Annotated in this window: 14 protein-coding genes and 1 pseudogene; 6 read left to right on the top strand and 9 right to left on the bottom strand. The window is 73.2% G+C overall.

Features of this window, described 5'->3' with window-relative positions; translation table 11 throughout:
- Positions 1–77: 77 nt before the first annotated feature.
- Together dop and arc are read right to left on the bottom strand one after the other, a co-directional pair.
- The gene (gene dop, locus AB0G14_RS13655; RefSeq protein WP_357697019.1) at positions 78–1,595 is read right to left on the bottom strand and encodes a depupylase/deamidase Dop; all 1,518 of its coding nucleotides are present in this window, start codon (positions 1,593–1,595) and stop codon (positions 78–80) included.
- Positions 1,596–1,772: 177 nt separating this feature from the next.
- Positions 1,773–3,554, bottom strand: coding sequence for a proteasome ATPase (arc, locus tag AB0G14_RS13650; protein WP_350685640.1), 1,782 nt, complete (start codon positions 3,552–3,554; stop codon positions 1,773–1,775).
- Between the two features lie 177 nt (positions 3,555–3,731).
- Here arc and AB0G14_RS13645 point away from each other — a divergent pair, with 177 nt between their 5' ends.
- Positions 3,732–4,028 carry a ferredoxin gene (locus tag AB0G14_RS13645; RefSeq protein WP_350685639.1) on the top strand — a complete coding sequence of 99 codons (297 nt, stop codon included), beginning with the start codon at positions 3,732–3,734 and terminating at the stop codon, positions 4,026–4,028.
- Between the two features lie 52 nt (positions 4,029–4,080).
- Here the strand turns inward: AB0G14_RS13645 and AB0G14_RS13640 are convergent, their stop codons facing one another.
- The 3 genes from AB0G14_RS13640 to AB0G14_RS13630 all read right to left on the bottom strand — a co-directional run bounded on the left by AB0G14_RS13640 (position 4,081) and on the right by AB0G14_RS13630 (position 6,803).
- Positions 4,081–4,650 (bottom strand): hypothetical protein, encoded by a 570-nt coding sequence (locus AB0G14_RS13640; RefSeq protein WP_357697016.1) that lies wholly within the window; start codon positions 4,648–4,650, stop codon positions 4,081–4,083.
- A gap of 81 nt (positions 4,651–4,731) precedes the next feature.
- Positions 4,732–5,706 (bottom strand): tRNA (adenine-N1)-methyltransferase, encoded by a 975-nt coding sequence (locus AB0G14_RS13635; protein WP_357697110.1) that lies wholly within the window; start codon positions 5,704–5,706, stop codon positions 4,732–4,734.
- A gap of 41 nt (positions 5,707–5,747) precedes the next feature.
- Positions 5,748–6,803: a M50 family metallopeptidase gene (locus AB0G14_RS13630; protein ID WP_357697108.1), complete on the bottom strand. Its 1,056-nt coding sequence runs from the start codon at positions 6,801–6,803 to the stop codon at positions 5,748–5,750.
- 178 nt (positions 6,804–6,981) lie between these two features.
- Between AB0G14_RS13630 and AB0G14_RS13625 the strand changes: the two genes are divergently transcribed.
- The 5 genes from AB0G14_RS13625 to AB0G14_RS13605 all read left to right on the top strand — a co-directional run bounded on the left by AB0G14_RS13625 (position 6,982) and on the right by AB0G14_RS13605 (position 13,819).
- The gene (locus tag AB0G14_RS13625; protein WP_357697014.1) at positions 6,982–7,893 is read left to right on the top strand and encodes a PD-(D/E)XK nuclease family protein; all 912 of its coding nucleotides are present in this window, start codon (positions 6,982–6,984) and stop codon (positions 7,891–7,893) included.
- 298 nt (positions 7,894–8,191) lie between these two features.
- Positions 8,192–9,388, top strand: coding sequence for a sensor histidine kinase (locus AB0G14_RS13620; RefSeq protein ID WP_357697012.1), 1,197 nt, complete (start codon positions 8,192–8,194; stop codon positions 9,386–9,388).
- Positions 9,389–9,471: 83 nt separating this feature from the next.
- The gene (locus tag AB0G14_RS13615) at positions 9,472–10,158 is read left to right on the top strand and encodes a response regulator transcription factor (protein WP_357697009.1); all 687 of its coding nucleotides are present in this window, start codon (positions 9,472–9,474) and stop codon (positions 10,156–10,158) included.
- 344 nt (positions 10,159–10,502) lie between these two features.
- On the top strand, positions 10,503–11,270 hold the full coding sequence (locus AB0G14_RS13610; protein WP_357697007.1) for an ABC transporter ATP-binding protein: 768 nt from the start codon (positions 10,503–10,505) through the stop codon (positions 11,268–11,270).
- Positions 11,270–13,819, top strand: coding sequence for an ABC transporter permease (locus tag AB0G14_RS13605; protein ID WP_357697005.1), 2,550 nt, complete (start codon positions 11,270–11,272; stop codon positions 13,817–13,819). The genes AB0G14_RS13610 and AB0G14_RS13605 overlap by 1 nt, the downstream gene beginning before the upstream one ends.
- Before the next feature lie 50 nt (positions 13,820–13,869).
- Here AB0G14_RS13605 and AB0G14_RS13600 read toward each other — a convergent pair whose 3' ends face one another.
- The 4 genes and pseudogenes from AB0G14_RS13600 to AB0G14_RS13585 form a co-directional block, all read right to left on the bottom strand.
- A complete protein-coding gene (locus tag AB0G14_RS13600) occupies positions 13,870–14,523 on the bottom strand; it encodes an HAD family phosphatase (RefSeq protein WP_357697003.1) in 654 nt (217 codons plus the stop codon).
- A gap of 186 nt (positions 14,524–14,709) precedes the next feature.
- Positions 14,710–15,480: pseudogene (locus tag AB0G14_RS13595) on the bottom strand (neutral zinc metallopeptidase); the annotation flags it as partial.
- Between the two features lie 109 nt (positions 15,481–15,589).
- Entirely contained in the window at positions 15,590–16,690 is a 1,101-nt protein-coding gene (locus AB0G14_RS13590) for an ionic transporter y4hA (protein WP_357697001.1), read from the bottom strand.
- A gap of 109 nt (positions 16,691–16,799) precedes the next feature.
- Positions 16,800–17,429, bottom strand: a complete 630-nt coding sequence (locus AB0G14_RS13585; protein ID WP_357696999.1) for a DUF899 family protein — start codon at positions 17,427–17,429, stop codon at positions 16,800–16,802.
- Between the last annotated feature and the right edge of the window lie 173 nt (positions 17,430–17,602).

Here is a 17,602-nt window from a genome sequence, read left to right as displayed (position 1 = left end):
TCAACTTACCTCGCGGAGGCGACGAAAAGCCCGCCGCGCGCCGGCTTCGGCACGCGGCGGGAATCCGTCCACGCCGATCAGCCGCCGGTGAGGGTCTCGAGCAGGTCCTTCGCGCTGGGGCAGCGGTCGAAGAGCGCGCCGACGTGCTTACGGGTGCCGCGCTCGGGCTCCATCATCGGCACCCGCACCAGCGACTCCCGGCCCACGTCGAAGATGACCGAGTCCCAGCTGGCCGCGACGACCTCGGAGGCGTACTGGGCCAGGCAGCGGCCGCGGAAGTAGGCGCGGGTGTCCTCCGGCGGCTCGGTCATCGCGGTGCGGGTCTGCTCGTCGTCGAGCAGGGTCTTCATCGCGCCCCGGGAGACCAGCCGGTGGTAGAGGCCCTTCTCCGGGCGGACGTCCGAGTACTGCAGGTCGACCAGCTGGAGCTTGTGCGAGCCCCAGCCGAGCTTCTCGCGCTCCCGGTAGCCCTCCAGCAGCCGCAGCTTCGCCACCCAGTCCAGTTCGTCGGCGCAGAGCATGACGTCGCGGCCCAGCCGGTCCAGCACGCTCTCCCAGCGGGCGAGCACGTCCAGGGTCTGCTCGTCGGCGTCGGCGCCGTAGCGGTCGTCCACGAAGGACCGCACCCGCTCGTAGTACGCCCACTGCACGTCCAGGGCGGTGAGTCGCCGGCCGTCGCGCAGCCGCATCAGGTGGGTGAGCGACGGGTCGTGGCTGACCGCGCGCAGCTCGCTGACCGGGTCGGCGATGCCCAGGTCGGAGCCGAGCGCCTTGTCCTCGATCATGGTGAGGATCAGCGCGGTGGTGCCGACCTTGAGGTAGGTGGAGATCTCCGACAGGTTCGCGTCGCCGATGATGACGTGCAGCCGCCGGTACTTGTCGGCGTCGGCGTGCGGCTCGTCGCGGGTGTTGATGATCGGCCGCTTGAGGGTGGTCTCCAGGCCGACCTCGACCTCGAAGAAGTCGGCGCGCTGGGAGATCTGGAAGCCGGTCTGCCCGCCGTCCTGCCCGATGCCGACGCGGCCGGCGCCACAGACGATCTGCCGGGTCACGAAGAACGGCGTCAGGTACGCCACGATGTCGGCGAAGGCCGTCTGGCGGCGCATCAGGTAGTTCTCGTGGGAGCCGTAGCTGGCGCCCTTGTTGTCGGTGTTGTTCTTGTAGAGGTGGATGGGCTGGGTGCCGGGAATGGTGGCGGCGCGGCGGGCCGCCTCGGCCATCACCCGCTCCCCTGCCTTGTCCCAGCGCACCAGGTCCCGCGGGTTGGTCACCTCGGGTGTGGAGTATTCCGGGTGGGCGTGGTCGACGTAGAGCCGCGCGCCGTTGGTGAGTATCACGTTGGCCAGCCCGAGGTCCTCGTCGGCGAGCGCCTCGGCCGGGTCGTACGCGGCGCCGGAGTAGGTGAAGCCCCGCGCGTCCCGCAGCGGCGACTCCTCCTCGTAGTCCCAGCGGGCCCGGCCGCCCCGGTTGAGTTCCGGGCGCGCCCCGTAGGCGTTGACCACCTGGGAGGAGGTGACCATGGGGTTGGCGCCGGCCTGGCCGGGCACGGAGATGCCGTACTCGACCTCGGTGCCCATGATCCGTCTTACGCTCATCGACCTACCTGCTTCGCTCGCCCGACCCGGTCCCCCGTCACGTCGAGCGTAGTCGGCCGCGCGGCGGATGGGGGCGCGCCGGACCGGGGCGGCAGGCGCGGGCCGGACGGGGACGGGTGGGTCCGGACGGGACGGGGCCCGCGGCGCGTCGCGCCGCGGGCCCCGTGCGGGTGTGGGTCAGAGGTACTGACCGGTGTTGCTGGCGGTCTCTATCGACCGGCCGGCCTCCGCGCCCTTGCCGCCGGAGACGAGCGTGCGGATGTAGACGATCCGCTCGCCCTTCTTGCCGGAGATGCGGGCCCAGTCGTCGGGGTTGGTGGTGTTGGGCAGGTCCTCGTTCTCCCGGAACTCGTCGACGCAGGCGTCGAGGAGGTGCTGCAGGCGCAGGCCCTTGCGGCCGGAGGTGAGGAACTCCTTGATGGCCATCTTCTTGCCCCGGTCGACGATGTTCTGGATCATCGCGCCGGAGTTGAAGTCCTTGAAGTAGAGGACTTCCTTGTCGCCGTTGGCGTAGGTGACCTCGAGGAAGCGGTTCTCCTCGGTCTCCGAGTACATCCGCAGCACGACCGCGTCGATCATGGCCGCGACGGTGGCCTGGGGGTCGCCGCCGTGCTCGGCCAGGTCGTCCGGGTGCAGGGGCAGCCCGGAGAGGATGTACTTGGAGAAGATGTCCTTGGCCGCCTCGGCGTCCGGCCGCTCGATCTTGATTTTCACGTCGAGCCGGCCGGGGCGCAGGATCGCCGGGTCGATCATGTCTTCCCGGTTGGAGGCGCCGATGACGATGACGTTCTCCAGGCCCTCCACGCCGTCGATCTCGCTGAGCAACTGCGGGACGATCGTGTTCTCCACGTCGGAGGAGACACCGGAGCCCCGGGTCCGGAACACCGAGTCCATCTCGTCGAAGAACACGATGACCGGGGTACCCTCGCCGGCCTTCTCCCGGGCCCGCTGGAAGATCAGCCGGATGTGCCGCTCGGTCTCGCCGACGTACTTGTTGAGCAGCTCCGGGCCCTTGATGTTGAGGAAGAAGCTGGTGTGCCGCTCCTTGCCCTCCCGCTCGGCGATCTTCTTCGCCAGCGAGTTGGCCACCGCCTTGGCGATCAGCGTCTTGCCGCAGCCGGGCGGGCCGTAGAGCAGGATGCCCTTCGGCGGGCGGAGCTGGTGCTCCCGGAACAGATCGGCGTGCAGGAAGGGCAGCTCCACCGCGTCGCGGATCTGCTCGATCTGGGCGTGGAGGCCGCCGATGTCGGTGTAGTCGACGTCGGGCACCTCCTCCAGGACCAGCTCCTCGACCTCGCTCTTCGGGATCCGCTCGTAGGCGTACGCCGAGCGGGGCTCGATCATGAGCGAGTCGCCGGCCCGGATCGGCGAGCCGATCAGGGTCTCGGCGAGGTGCACGATCCGCTCCTCGTCGGAGTGCGAGACCACCAGTGCCCGGTCGCCCGGGCTGCCGTCGGGACCCGCGAGGATCTCCTTGAGCATGACCACCTCGCCGACCCGCTCGTAGCCGAACGCGTCGACGATGTTGAGCGCGTCGTTGAGCAGGACCTCCTGGCCGCGCCGCAGCTCGGCGACGTCCAGCGAGGGCGAGACGGCGACCCGGAGCTTGCGTCCGCCGGTGAACACGTCCACCGTGCCGTCGTCGTGCCGCGCGAGGAAGACGCCGTAGCCACTCGGTGGCTGCGCGAGGCGGTCGATCTCCTCCTTGAGCGTCACGATCTGCGCGCGAGCCTCCTTGAGGGTGCTCACGAGCCGGTCGTTGTTCTCGGTCAGCCGCGCCAACTGTGCCTGGGTGGCCGCCAGCCGCTCTTCGAGCTGCCGGACGTGTCGGGGGCTTTCGGTCAACTTGCGCCGCACCAGAGCGAGTTCCTCTTGAAGGAACGCGACCTGCGTGGAGAGATCGTGGGCCTCCTTCTCCCACCGTGCGGCGCGCGAGTCCGCGTCGTCGCTGCGTGCCACGTCCCACCTCCCCGGGGGGCTTGAACGTTCTGCCCTAACACTAGCCGCTATGAGGCCGATTCGGTCCCACGCAACGCGCTCGTCACCGAACCTTGATCGCCAAGGGTGGCCCCGAGGGCCGGTCCGGGCGTTCGGGTACCGTCGGGGCGTGGGACGGGAGAACATGGGGGGTGCGCCGTGGCGGAGGTCATGACCGACCAGCTGCAGGTCTGGGTGGACCAGGATCTCTGCACGGGCGACGGGCTCTGCGTGCAGTACGCGCCCGAGGTCTTCGAGTTCGACGTCGACGGGCTCGCCTACGTCAAGGGCCCCGACGGTGAGCTGCGGCTCGCGCCGGGCAGCCGGGTCGACGTGCCCGAGCACCTGCGCCTCGAGGTGATCGACTCGGCGAAGGAGTGCCCGGGCGAGTGCATCCACGTCGTACGCGGCAGCGACGGCGTCGAGGTCGCCGGCCCGGAGGCCGAGGAGGACTGAGCGCCCCGCCCTCCCGCGCCGCCGGGGGCGGGAGGGCTGCCGGGCGTACGCCTCAGAGCATCGGCCGGCCGACCACCGAGGCGACCAGGCGGGCGAACTCCTCCAGCCGGGCGATCTGCCCCGCGCCACCGTCGTCGAGGGTCTTGCCGAAGCGCAACGCGTCGTGCCGGGGCGCGCCCACCGCCTCGTCGCTGGGCGGCGCCTCGTCCAGCGAGGTCAGCAGCAGGTAGACGTCGATGCTGTCGACGCGGATCCCGCCGTTGTCGTCGCGGGTGAGCCGGCGCCGGCAGCCGACCTCGGTGACGGTGGAGACCGGCACCACCCGCAGCGAGGACGTCATCGACCCGGGTGGCCCCTCCCCCGGCGGCACGTCCTCGCCGTGCCAGAGGACGAGCCGGCTGCCGTCGCAGACCACGACCTCCTGCCACACCCCGTTGACCTCGTTGACGAAGCGTTCCAGGGTGAAGCCGAGCACCGACGCCCCGCGCAGCACCCCGCCCAGCGCCTCGAGGGCGACGTCGGGGTCGCGCAGGTAGGCGCGGGCCGCCGATTCGAGGTCCTGGTAGGGCGACCAGTCCGGGAACACCGCCGGCAGGTCTCCGCCGAAACCCGGCCGGTTCATGCCACCTCCCCGTAGCCGTGCCACCGGCCCGCACCGGCCGGCAGGTTCCGTCCGCTCACTCCCAGCCGCCAAGTTCCACGGTCACGGCTGCGTCGTGTCCCCGGCGGCGGCCGGCTCCGCTGCGGCGGCCCGCGCGGCGGCGGCCTGCCGGGCCGCCTCCGCCTCGCGCAGCGCCTGCCGGCGTTCGGCGTACGCCTCGGCGCCCTTGCTGGGCTTGCGGCGCCGCGGCGGCGCGGTGACGCCCGGAGCGAGCTTACGCGCGGACACCAGGAACGCGGTGTGCGCGATCATGCGGTGGTCCGGGCGCACCGCCAGCCCTTCGGCGTGCCAGTCGCGCACCAGCGACTCCCAGGCGCGCGGCTCGGTCCAGCCGCCGCGCTCGCGCAGCGCCTCGACCAGCTCGGACAGCTGCGGGGTGGTGGCGACGTAACCGATGAACACGCCGCCGGGCAGCAGGGCCCGCTCGACCATGTCGAGGGTCTCCCACGGGGTGAGCATGTCGAGGATGATCCGGTCGAAGCCCGTCTCGGTGCAGGTGGCGACGTCGCCGACGTGCAGGTGCCACGCCGGGTGCGGCCCGTTGAAGAAGGCCTCGACGTTGCGCTTGGCGATCTGGGCGAAGTCGTCGCGCACCTCGAACGAGTGCAGCTCGCCCTCGGTGCCGACCGCGCGCAGCAGCGAGCAGGACAGCGCCCCGGAGCCGGCCCCGGCCTCCAGGACCTTGGCGCCCGGGAAGATGTCGCCCATGGCGACGATCTGGGCGGAGTCCTTCGGGTAGATCACCTGCGCGCCGCGCGGCATGGAGAGCACGTAGTCCGAGAGCAGCGGGCGCAGGGCCAGGAACGCGGTGCCGCCGCCGGAGGTGGTGACCACGCTGCCGTCGGGCAGGCCGATCAGCGTGTCGTGCTCCAGAATGCCCCGGTGGGTGTGGAACGCCTTGCCCGGCTCCAGGGTGACCGTGTGCATCCGCCCCTTGGGGTCGGTCAGCTGCACCCGGTCGCCGGGCCGGAACGGCCCGCGGTGCACGGGGGGCAGCGCCCGGGTGTCGGCGGGCACCGCGGTGCCCGGGTCGGCCTGGGCGGCGGGGGGAGTTGCGGTCACGTGTTCATCTTCCGTTGAGGTTCGAGGAGCTGAGCCAGATCCGCGATGTGCAGGATGCCGACGACATCTTCGCCTGAGGTCACCACGTACTGCGCGCCCGGGTGGGTCTGTACCGCCTCCATCACCCGCTCCCCGTCGAGCCCGACCGGCATGGCGGGCAGGTCGGCCAGCGACCGGGCGACCGCGTCGACGGCCAGCCAGGGGCGGCGTTCCGCCGGCACGGCCTCCGCCGCGGCGGGGTCGACCAGGGCGACCGGCCGCCCGGCGGAGTCGGTGACCAGGAGCGCGGCGCCCGGCGTGGCGCCGGCGGCCCGGCGCTGCGCCTCGGCCAGCGGCGTGCCGGTGGGCACGGCGAGCACCGGCCGGGACAGCCGGGACAGGTCGATCAGCGGGAAGCGGCGGCTGATCCGCGCCATCCGGATCGACTGCCCGGCGCCGCGCCAGAGGGTGAACGCGACGAGCAGCATCAGCGGCAGCGCCAGCGGCGCCAGGTCGCCGGTGAGGGTGAACAGGGTGACCAGCCCGGCGGTGCCGACGGCGACGGCGCGCCCCACCCACCCGGCGACCTCGGTGCCCCGGTGCCGGTCGTGGGTCACCGCCCAGACCGCCGCCCGCAGCGCCCGGCCGCCGTCGAGCGGCAGCCCCGGCAGGATGTTGAACACCGCGACGATGACGTTGCTCACCGCCAACTGGAACGCGAGCTGGTTGGCCAGGGTGCGGTCGGGCAGGGCGAGGGTGGCGGCGACGGCGACCGCGCCGAGCACGGCGGAGACGGCGGGGCCGGCGAGCGACACCAGCAGGTCGACGCGGGGAGACGGGGCGTCGCGGTCCATCTCGGTGTAGCCACCGAGCAGCTCCAGGGTGATGCCGCGCACACCGATGCCGTACCGGCGGGCGGTCAGGGCGTGGCCGAGCTCGTGCAGGAGCACCGAGCCGAGCAGGGAGACCACGAAGCCGAAGCCGATCAGGTAGCCGGCGAGCTGGGACAGGTCGAGCTGGCGGCGGGCGAACTCCGCGTACAGCACGGTCACCAGCAGGGTGAGCAGCACCATCGAGCCGTTGAGGTGCAGGGGCACCCCGAAGACCCGGCCCACGGTCAGGCCGGGCCGCGGGTCGGGCCGGCGCCGCGGGTGCCTCGTCTGCTCCATCGGACCGATGCTACGCGGCGGAGGATCATGCGCCGGAGCGGCGACGGCGGAGGTGTCACACCGGTGCCCTAACCTTCCGGGCATGACGGCGGAACCGGTGACCACGCAGCAGCCCGCGACCCCGGCCGAGGTGCCGGCGACGGTGCGGGCCTCGCTGTCGCCGTCGCGGGCGGCGGATTTCAAGACCTGCCCGCTGCTCTACCGGTTCCGCAGCATCGACCGGCTGCCGGAGCGGCCGACCGTCGAGCAGGCCCGGGGCACGCTGGTGCACGCCGTGCTGGAGCGACTGTTCGACCTGCCTGCCGGCGGGCGCACCCCGACGGCGGCCGCCGACCTGGTGGCCCCGCAGTGGGACCGGCTGGTCACCGAGCAGCCGGAGCTGGCGGGGCTGTTCGCCGACGGCGACACGTCGGCCGCGGCCGAGTTCCTCCGCTCGGCCGCCGCGCTGCTGGAGGGCTACTTCGCGGTGGAGGACCCGCAGCGGCTGGAGCCGGCCGAGCGGGAGAGCCTGATCTCGGCGGTGGTCGACGAGGAGCTGCTGATCCGGGGCTACGTCGACCGGCTCGACGTGGCGCCGGACGGCGCGCTGCGGGTGGTCGACTACAAGACCGGCGGCGCGCCGCGGGAGGCGTTCGAGGCGCGGGCGCTGTTCCAGCTCAAGTTCTACGCGCTGGTGCTGTGGCGCACCCGGGGCGTGGTCCCCCGGGTGCTGCGGCTGCTCTACCTCAAGGACGCGGAGGTCTGCGACTACGCCCCGGACGCCGAGGAGCTGCTCCGCTTCGAGCGCACGGTGGTGGCCCTGTGGCGGGCGATCGAGCAGGCGACCGCCCGCCAGGACTTCCGTCCCCGGCCGAGCCGGCTCTGCGACTGGTGCAGCCATCAGGCCCTCTGCCCGAGCTTCGGCGGCACCCCGCCGCCGTTCCCGGCGCAGGTGGCGACGGATCCGCTGCGCGACGCCCGGTCCCGCCCGGCGGCCCCCGGCGCCGACGAGTGACTCCGCCGCGCGCGCGACCGCGGCCCCACGTGGTCAACGGGATGCCCACGGTCGACCGGTGGCGCAGTGACCGCACGGACCGGTGAGCGACCGGATGCGCGGGCCGGCGAACCACCGGGCTCCCGGCCCGGGGAGCCGGCGGGCGCGAGGGCCGGCGAGCCGTCCGGGTGCCCGGACCGGGAACCCGGCGGGCGGCGGGCGGGCCCTGGCGCGGTGGAGGCAGTCTCCTCCTCAGGGATGAGGCCGGGCTCACCGTCGGCGACGATCAATCCGGCGTGGGGGCGGCTAGCGTCGCGGTATGACTTCGGGCCCGAAGGAGTGGCTGCGCCGGCACCCGCTCGCCGCGGACGCTCTCCTCGCCGTCGGGCTCGTCGGGGCGGAGATCGTGTTCACCTTCCTCACCCCCCGCGAGTACTGGCCGCCGCACCTGCTGGCGGCGCTGGCCTGGAGCCCGGTCTGCGCCGCGCCGGTGGCGCTGCGCCGGGTCGCGCCGTGGCCCGCCGTCTCCGCGGCGGTGGCGACGCTGGCATTGCCCGTCCTGCTCGACCTGGCGCCGGCCGCGCAGGGCCTGACCTTCCTGGTGCTCACCTACACGGTGGCCGCGACCCGGCCGCTCCGGACGGCGGTCGCGGCGGCCCTGGCGCTCTGGCTGCCGGCCGCGGTGGCGAACGCAATCGCACCCCTGGACGGGGTGGTGGAGGGCGTCAGCTCCGCGTACCTGGTGGTGAACAACCTGCTGACGGGGGCGGTGTCGTACTCGGTGGGCCGGGCCGTGCACGGGCGTCGGGCCGCCACGGAGGCGCTGCGGGAGCGGGCCCGGGCCGCCGAGGAGAACCAGCGTTCACTCGCCGAGCAGGCGGTCGCCGACGAGCGCCGCCGCATCGCCCGGGAGCTGCACGACGTCGTCGCGCACCACGTCAGCGTGATGGGGGTGCTGGCCACCGGCGCCCGCCGGGTGCTGCCGAAGGACCCGGACGCGGCCGACGAGGCGATCGCCACCATCGAGGCGACCAGCCGGGCCACCCTGCGGGAGATGCGCCGGCTGCTGGACGTGCTGCGTACCGACGCCGAGCCGGCCGCCGACCTGGCCCCGCAGCCGGGACTCGCCGGTATCGAGGCCCTGGTCGACCAGGTGCGCGAGGCCGGCCTGCCGGTGACGCTGCGGATCGAGGGCACCCCGGGGGCGCTGGAGGAGGGGGTGGCGCTGACCCTCTACCGGATCGCCCAGGAGGCGTTGACCAACGCGCTCAAGCACGCCGGCACGGCCACGGCGGAGGTGCGGCTGACCTTCGACGAGGGCGCCGTCGGCGTCGAGGTGGCCGACACCGGGCGCGGCCCGGGGCCGGGCGGCGACCGGATCGGGCACGGCCTGGTCGGGATGCGGGAACGGGTCGCCCTCTACGGTGGGGTCCTGCGCACCGGGGCACGCCCCGGCGGCGGCTTCCGGGTTTCCGCACGGATCCCGGTGGAGGGTCGTGGCGCGGTGGCGGCATGACCGGCTCGGGGGCGTACGGGAGAATTGCGGCCGGGCCGCGGAACGGGGGACGGCGTGACCGGGGATCAGGGACGGGGCATCACATGACCGAGGCGACGGTGCCGGCGCGGCCGGTGCGCATCCTGCTCGCCGACGACCAGCCGCTGCTGCGTACCGGCTTCCGGATGGTGCTCGGCACGGAGGACGACCTGGACATCGTGGCCGAGGCCGGGGACGGCGTCGAGGCGGTGGACCTGTCGCGCCGGCTGCTGCCCGACGTGGTGCTGATGGACATCCGGATGCCCCGGATGGACGGGGTCGCGGCGACCCGGGCGATCGTCGACGCCCGGCTGCCGGTGCGGGTGCTGATCCTGACCACCTTCGACCTGGACGAGTACGTGGTGGGGGCGCTGCGGGCCGGGGCGAGCGGCTTCCTGGCCAAGGACGTGCCGGCCGACGACCTGGTCACCGCGATCCGCACGGTGGCGGCCGGGGACGCGGTGGTGGCGCCCCGGATCCTCAAACGGCTGCTGGACCGGTTCGCCGACGTGCTGCCGGACCCGGCGGCGGCCCCGCCCAAGGGCCTCGGCGCGCTGACCGAGCGGGAACGGGAGGTGCTGGTGCAGGTGGCCCGGGGGCTGTCCAACGCCGAGATCGCCCGGGCGCTGTCGGTCAGCGAGACCACCATCAAGACCCACGTGGGGCATGTGCTCACCAAGCTGGGGCTGCGCGACCGGGTGCAGGCCGTGGTACTGGCGTACGAGTCGGGTCTGGTGCGCCCCCGGGCGTAGTGGCGCCCGCCCTGGCTGTTTCCGCAGGCGTACCCGAAGATTCCCCGTGGCCGGGAAGCGCCGTTGCCGTCGTCACCTACCGTGACCGGAGATGGCGCGGCGCGGTTGACCCTGACGTGGCGTCACTGTGCAGGATCGGTCCCCGACGGGCGGGAAATGCGATCGACCGGGCGCCGGGTCAGGGGCAACCCTGAGCCAGGCTCGGGGGCACCCGCACCGCGAAATAGGCACCGGCTCCGCCCGGAGTCGGACGGATCGGCGCCGACGAGCACCGATGATGGAGACTGCCGCGCCGGACCAGCGGGGGCGGCGCGGATCAAAAACAGACGGAAGAGGTAGATGACGTGACCGCGACGGTAGGCCAGCAGGCGCAGGCCGCGGCCCGGGCGAACGACGTGTGGAAGGTGTACGGCAGCGGTGAGGCGCAGGTCATCGCGCTGCGGGGGGTCAGCGCGGAATTCGAGCGGGGCCGGTTCACGGCGATCATGGGCCCGTCGGGCTCGGGCAAGTCGACGCTGATGCACTGCCTCGCCGGCCTCGACTCGGTCACCCGCGGCACCGTGTCGATCGGCGACACCACCGTCACGGGCCTGGGCGACGCGGGCCTGACCAAGCTGCGCCGGGACAAGGTCGGCTTCATCTTCCAGCAGTTCAACCTGCTGCCGACCCTGACCGCGAAGGAGAACATCCTGCTGCCGCTGTCGATCGCCGGGCGCAAGCCGGACCCGGCCTGGTACGACACGGTCATCGCCACGGTGGGGCTACAGGACCGGCTGGGCCACCGCCCGGCGCAGCTCTCCGGCGGGCAGCAGCAGCGGGTGGCCTGCGCCCGCGCGCTGGTCTCCCGCCCCGAGGTGATCTTCGCCGACGAGCCGACGGGCAACCTCGACTCCCGCTCCGGCGCGGAGGTGCTCAACTTCCTGCGCAACTCGGTGCGCGAGCACGGGCAGACGATCGTGATGGTCACCCACGACCCGACCGCCGCCGCGTACGCCGACCGGGTGGTCTTCCTCGCCGACGGGCAGATCGTCTCCGAGCTGATCGAGCCGACCGCCGACACCGTGCTGGACACGATGAAGAAGCTGGACACCCCCGCCGAGGTGGCCCGCTGATGTTCCGGGCGACTCTGAAGAGCCTGCTGGCCCGCAAGGTCCGGCTGATCCTCTCCGGCCTGGCCGTGGTGCTGGGCGTCATGTTCGTCTCCGGCGCGTTCGTGCTCACCGACACCCTCGGCCGCTCGTTCGACGCGATCTTCGCCGACGCGTACGAAGGAGTCGACGTCAACGTCGCCGCCAAGCCGAAGATCGACGTGGCGGAGACCGAAGGCATGCAGGTGCCCCCGCCGCTGCCGGCGACCACCCTCGACAAGGTCCGGGCGGTGCCCGGCGTGGCCAGGGCGACCGGCGTGGTCGGCGTCGACGGGGCGCGGCTGATCGGCAGCAACGGCAAGGTCGTCGCCTCGTTCGGCCCGCCGCAGTTGGGCGAGAACTGGACCGGCGAGAACGACCTCGTGCAACTGCGCGAGGGACGGGCGCCGCAGGCCGACGACGAGATCGTGGTCAACAAGGCGCTGGCCACGACCGGCAAGGTGAAGGTCGGTGACCGGGTCGGCGTGCTGACCCTCCAGCCGAAGCAGGAGTTCACCATCGTCGGCGTCTTCGGCTACAGCGGTGGCCGGGACTCCATCGGCGGCGCCAACGAGATCATGTTCACCACGCCCGTCGCGCAACGGCTGATGCTCGGCGCGCCGGACACCTTCAGCAACATCACGGTCACCGCTGTCGGCGGGATGTCGGACGAGGCGCTGCGCGACGCCGTAGCCGCCGCGGTCGGCACCGACTACGAGGTCAAGACCGGCGAGCAGCTCTCCGAGGAGGCGGCGGCCAGCATGAAGGAGGCGCTGTCCTTCTTCAACCGGATCCTGCTCGGCTTTGCCGCGGTGGCGCTGCTGGTCGGCACCTTCCTGATCCTCAACACCTTCTCGATCATCGTGGCGCAGCGCACCCGCGAGCTGGCGCTGATGCGCGCCATCGGGGCCAGCGGCAGGCAGATCATCGGGTCGGTGGTCCTGGAGGCCGTCGCGGTGGGGCTGATCGCCTCGGTGCTCGGCCTCGGCGCGGGCATCGGTATCGGCGCGCTGCTGGCGTACCTGTTCAGCACCTTCGCCGGCGGGCTGACCCTGGCCGGGGTCGGTGTGCCGCTGTCCGCGGTGATCGGCGCGTTCGCCGTCGGCCTGGTGATCACCGTGGTCGCCGCGCTGCTGCCGGCCCTGCGGGCGTCCCGGATCCCACCGATCGCGGCGATGCAGGACGTGGCCAACCCGGACCGCCCGCTGACCAAGGTCACGGTGGCCGGCGGGATCGTCACCGCCGTCGGCGCCGGGCTGCTGGCCCTGGGCCTCACCGGCAACGCCGGGGGCAACACCCTGGCCACCATCCTCGGCGGGGTGCTGTTCGCCTTCATCGGCGTGGCGCTGCTGACCCCGCTGATCAGCCGCCCGGTGGTGAGCCTGCTCGGCGCGATCTTCGCCTGGTCGGTGCCCGGCAAGCTGGGCCGGCTCAACTCCGGCCGCAACCCGCGCCGCACCGCCATCACCGCCGCGGCGCTGATGGTGGGCATCGCCCTGGTCACCGGCGTGACCGTGATCCTGGACTCGGCAAAGAGCAGCATCAGCGCGCTCACCCAGGACACGCTCAAGGCGGAGCTGGTGATCTCCGGGGCACAGAGCGGGCCCCGGCCGCCGAGCTTCGACTCAGGGGTGCTGGAGAAGGCCGCGGCGATCCCCGGGGTGCGCCTCGCCAACGGCGAGTACGGCGACATGGCGGTGGTCGGCGGCAAACGCACCTGGGTGGGGGCGAGCAGCGACGTCGCCGCGCTGCGGCAGATCTTCGGCGCCGAGGCCACCGCCGGGAACATCGACCGGCTCGCGCCGGACGAGATGCTGGTCAGCTCGGACACCGCGAAGTCGCGCGGGCTCTCCGTCGGGTCGCAGGTGCCGGTGCAGCTGGCCCGGGGCGAGGCGCGGACCTACACGGTGACCGGCATCTACGCCAGCTCCGAGCTGACCAACCAGGTGGTGCTGCCGCCGCAGGCGGCGCGCGACTTCGCCATCCCGCAGCCGATCCAGGGCTTCATCCAGCTGGCCCCGGGCACCCGGGTCGCCGACGTGCAGCCGCAGATCGAGGCGCTGCTGGCCAACTCCCCCGAGGTGTCGGTGGCCGACCGGGAGGCGTTCATCGACCAGCAGGCCGGCCAGCTCGACGGCCTGCTCACGATGATCCAGATCCTGCTGGCGCTGGCCATCGTCATCGCCGTGCTCGGCATCATCAACACCCTGGCGCTGTCGGTGCTGGAACGCACCCGGGAGCTGGGGCTGCTGCGGGCCATCGGCCTGCGCCGGGCGCAGACCATGCGGATGGTCACCGTCGAGGCGGTGGTGATCTCGGTCTTCGGCGCGCTGCTCGGCGTCGCCGTCGGCACCGGTCTCGGCGCGGCCGTGGTCGAGGCGCTGCGGGACGAGGGGATCACGGACCTGGTCCTGCCCTGGTCCCAGATGGGGGTCTTCCTCGGCCTGGCCGCGATCATCGGGGTCATCGCCGCGGTACTGCCGGCGGTCCGGGCCGCCCGGATCAACGTCCTGGGCGCCATCGCCCACGACTGACCCATCAGGCACGACGAGGGGTCCCGCCGACCGGCGGGGCCCCTCTCGCGTCAGACGCCGGCCGGCGGCGCGCCGAGCAGGGCCGCCAGCAGCTCCAGGTCCGCGCCGGTCAGGCTCTCCAACTGGTGTACGCCGTCCAGCGGCCCGATCGGCACCTCCGCCGGAACGGCCAGCACCGCCGCGCCGGCGGCGAGCGCGCTGGCCACCCCGGTCGGCGAGTCCTCGATCGCCACGCAGCGGGCGATCGGCACGCCGAGCAGCCGGGCGGCGGTCAGGTACGGCTCCGGGTGCGGCTTGGCCGCGTCGACCTCGTCGCCGCAGACCACCGCGTCGAAGCTGTCCCGCCCGAGGGTGTCCAGCGCGACCTCCACCAGGGGCCGCACGCTGGAGGTCACCAGCGCCGTCGGGATGTCCGCCGCGCGGACCGCCCGCAGCAGCGTCAGCGCGCCGGGACGCCACCGCAGTCCGGTGCGGAACAGCTCCAGGATCCGGGCGTTGATCCACGCCGCGCTGACGTCGGGGTCGCGGTGCGGCTGGCCCAGGTCGTCGTGCAGGATGCGCATCGACGCGGCCATGCTGGTGCCGACCATCGCCTTGCGGGCCGCCTCGGAGAGGGTGGCGCCGTACTCGGCCGCCAGCTCACGCAGCGCGACGTCCCACAGTTTCTCGCTGTCGACCAGGGTGCCGTCCATGTCGAAGAGCACGGCGGCGGGGTGGTGGCTGCTCAGGACATCCTCCCTCGGGTGGCGTACCCCCGGGATCCTCTCAGCCGGGATGCCGCCGGCGCGCCCAGGTGCCGCCGGCGTGACCTGGCCGACGGGTTGCGGGCGGCGGCGAGACCGGACGACGCCGGTCGCCGTCGCCCGGCGCCGGGCGAGCTGCGGGCCCGCTCAGCCGAGCGCGCAGGCGTCCAGGGACTGCTCGTACCCGCGGAAGAAGGACTCGGTGCGTTGCTCGGCGGTGCCGTGCGAGCCCTCGGCGAACCACGGCTGACCGGGGTCGTCGCCGACGGCGAGCAGTCCCTCGCGGAACTCCTCCAGGTCGCCGTCGTCGAGTTCCAGCACCCCCGAGCGCACCGAGTCGCCCAGGTACGCCCCGGCCATGCAGTCTGCCTGGAGTTCCTGCTCGATGGTGAAGCGGTACTGGATGCCGAGCCGGGTCTGGACGCCGTGGGCGTACTCGTGGCCGAGCAGGTAGAACACGAACGCGTCACCGACCTGGCGGAACGCCCCGACCGACCAGTTCACGTCGTAGGCGATGAAGTCGCCGGCCGCGCAGTAGACCGCGTTGTTGCGCGGCAGGCCCTGCCCGCCGCAGGACACCTCGCCGTCGCGCTGGTACGGGACGACCCGCCGGATCGGGCGGAACCGCTCCCCCGAGGCGCGGAACCGGTCGGCCCAGTACCGCTCGGCGATGCGCCGCGCGTCGGTGACGTCCCGCTGGAACTCCTCGACGCTGGTGGTGCCGTCGGCGCGGGTCTGCGCGGCGCCGGGCGAGGCCACGTCGCCGGGCTCCTGCCCCGCGGGCTCGGACGCCCCGCCGACCATGCACCCGGCCGCCACGACGAGAGCCACCGCGAGGCCGGCGAGCGCGCTCGGCGGCCGGCGTCCCACGCGCGTCGTCAACGTGCCCTCCCCGGCGTCGGCGATGCCGTGTGCAGTACCCCGGCGGTCCGCGGGTCATGCCCGGCCGCAGCCAACGACGCCGGTCGGGCATGCCCGCGCCGCCCGCCTCGACGACGCCTGAGCCCCACTGCCGGGGCCGGGGTAGTCAGGGGCTGGCGGCCAAAAACACGAACGCGGCGAGCAGCACCAGGTGCACGCCGCCCTGGAGCACGGTGGCCCGCCCCGGCACCACGGTCAGCACGCCGGTGACGACGGTGAGGGCGAGCAGGGTCAGCTGGGTGCCGCCGAGGCCGAGCAGCAGCGGCCCCTCCAGCCAGATCGAGGCCAGCGCTATCGCCGGGATGGTCAGCCCGATGCTGGCCATGGCCGAGCCCAGCGCCAGGTTCAGGCTGATCTGCACCCGGTCGCGGCGGGCCGCCCGGGCGGCGGCGATCGTCTCGGGCAGCAGCACCAGCAGCGCGATGACCACGCCGACGAAGGACTGCGGCAGGTTCGCCCCGGCGACGGCGGACTCGATCGCCGGGGACACCGTCTTGGCGTCACCGACCACGGCGACCAGCGCCACCAGCAGCAGGCCGAGGCTGAGCAGGGCGGCCCGGTTCGACGGCGGCGCGGCGTGCCCGTCGGCCTCCACCACCCGCCCCTCGGCGGTGACCGGCAGGAAGTAGTCGCGGTGGCGGCCGGTCTGCACCATCACGAACAGGCCGTAGAGCGCGAGCGACGCCACGGCGGCGAAGGCCAGCTGCGCGGGGCTGAACTGCGGACCCGGCCGGCTGGTGGTGAAGGTCGGCACCACGAGGCTCAGGGCCGCGAGGGTGGTCACGGTGGCCAGCGCGCCACCGGTGCCCTCGGAGTTGAACACCGCCACTTTGCGGCGCAGCGCGCCGATCAGCAGCGACAACCCGAGGATGCCGTTACACGTGATCATGACGGCGGCGAAGACGGTGTCCCGCGCGAGGGACTGCGCCTTCTCGCCGCCGCTGATCATGAGGGTGACGATCAGCGCGACCTCGATGACGGTGACGGCCACGGCGAGGAGCAGCGAGCCGTACGGCTCCCCCACCCGGTGCGCGACCACCTCGGCGTGGTGGACGGCTGCCAGCACCGCTCCGGCCAGGAACGCGGCCACCACGACGACGACAGGACCGGGCAGGTCGCGTCCCCAGGTGAGGATCAACGCCACGACCGCGAGCAGCGGTACGGAGACGGTCCAGTCGGTCAGGCGTGAGCGGAGCAGCGCGGCCATCTCCCAACCCTGCCAGGAATCACGATCATGTGACCACCGACTGGTGGTACGCAGTGGCGATCAGCTCACTCACCGTCACGCCGTCAAGGTGCGCCGCCAGCCCGAGCCGTCAGCCGTAGGTGGGCTGCTGCGGCCAGCCGGGCGGGGAGTCCTCCCAGTCCTCCTGCCGGCCGTACGGGGTGATGTCGAGGATGCTGTTGACGAAGACGAGCCGGTCGACGCCGCGCGCCGTCGTGTTGTACGTCCGGTAGACGTCCGCGCCGTCGCGCAGGAAGACGCTGAGCATGAAGCCGCGCTCCGCCCCGCAGTCCGCGGCGAACGACGTGCCGCGCGACGACACGAACGGCAGGGTCCAGCCGCGACGCGCCTTGTACGCCTCGATCTGCGCCAGCGGCATGTCCGACACGGTCGCCCAGCTGATTCCCCGCTCCGCCAGCCGCGCCAGCCCGGTCACGGGGACGCTGTCGGTGAACCAGGTGCACCCGGGGCAGTGGTGGTCGGGGCCGTTGTCCATGAACTGGTAGACCACGAGCTGGCCCCGGCCCTCGAACAGGTCGAGCAGGGTGGCCGGGCCGGTGGGCGTGTCGAAGCGGTAGCCGCTGTCGAACCTGACCATCGGGAGGCGACGACGCCGGGCGGCGAGCGCGTCCTGCGCGCGGGTCAGCTCCTTCTCGGCCTTCAGCAGGTCGTCACGGGCCTGCTGCCACTCGTCGGCCGACACTGCCCGGGGCTTCTCCATGAGGCGATTGTGCCCAGGGGGCCCGGCGACATGCCGGTGCGACGCGCCGGCGGGGGCGGGCGGGGCCGCTTGCGGCCCGAGCGGGCGTCGACGGGCGGCACCCGCTCGGCGGAGTCGCGTCGCGTCCCACCTGGACGGCGCCGGGCGGGCGACCGACCGGGGTGGAGCGTCAT

Origin of the sequence: Micromonospora sp. NPDC023814 (genome assembly GCF_040639595.1) — a bacterium.
Lineage (GTDB): Bacteria > Actinomycetota > Actinomycetes > Mycobacteriales > Micromonosporaceae > Micromonospora.
The sequence above is the reverse complement of the archived record's forward strand: the minus strand, read 5'-3'. Positions and strand labels throughout refer to the sequence as shown.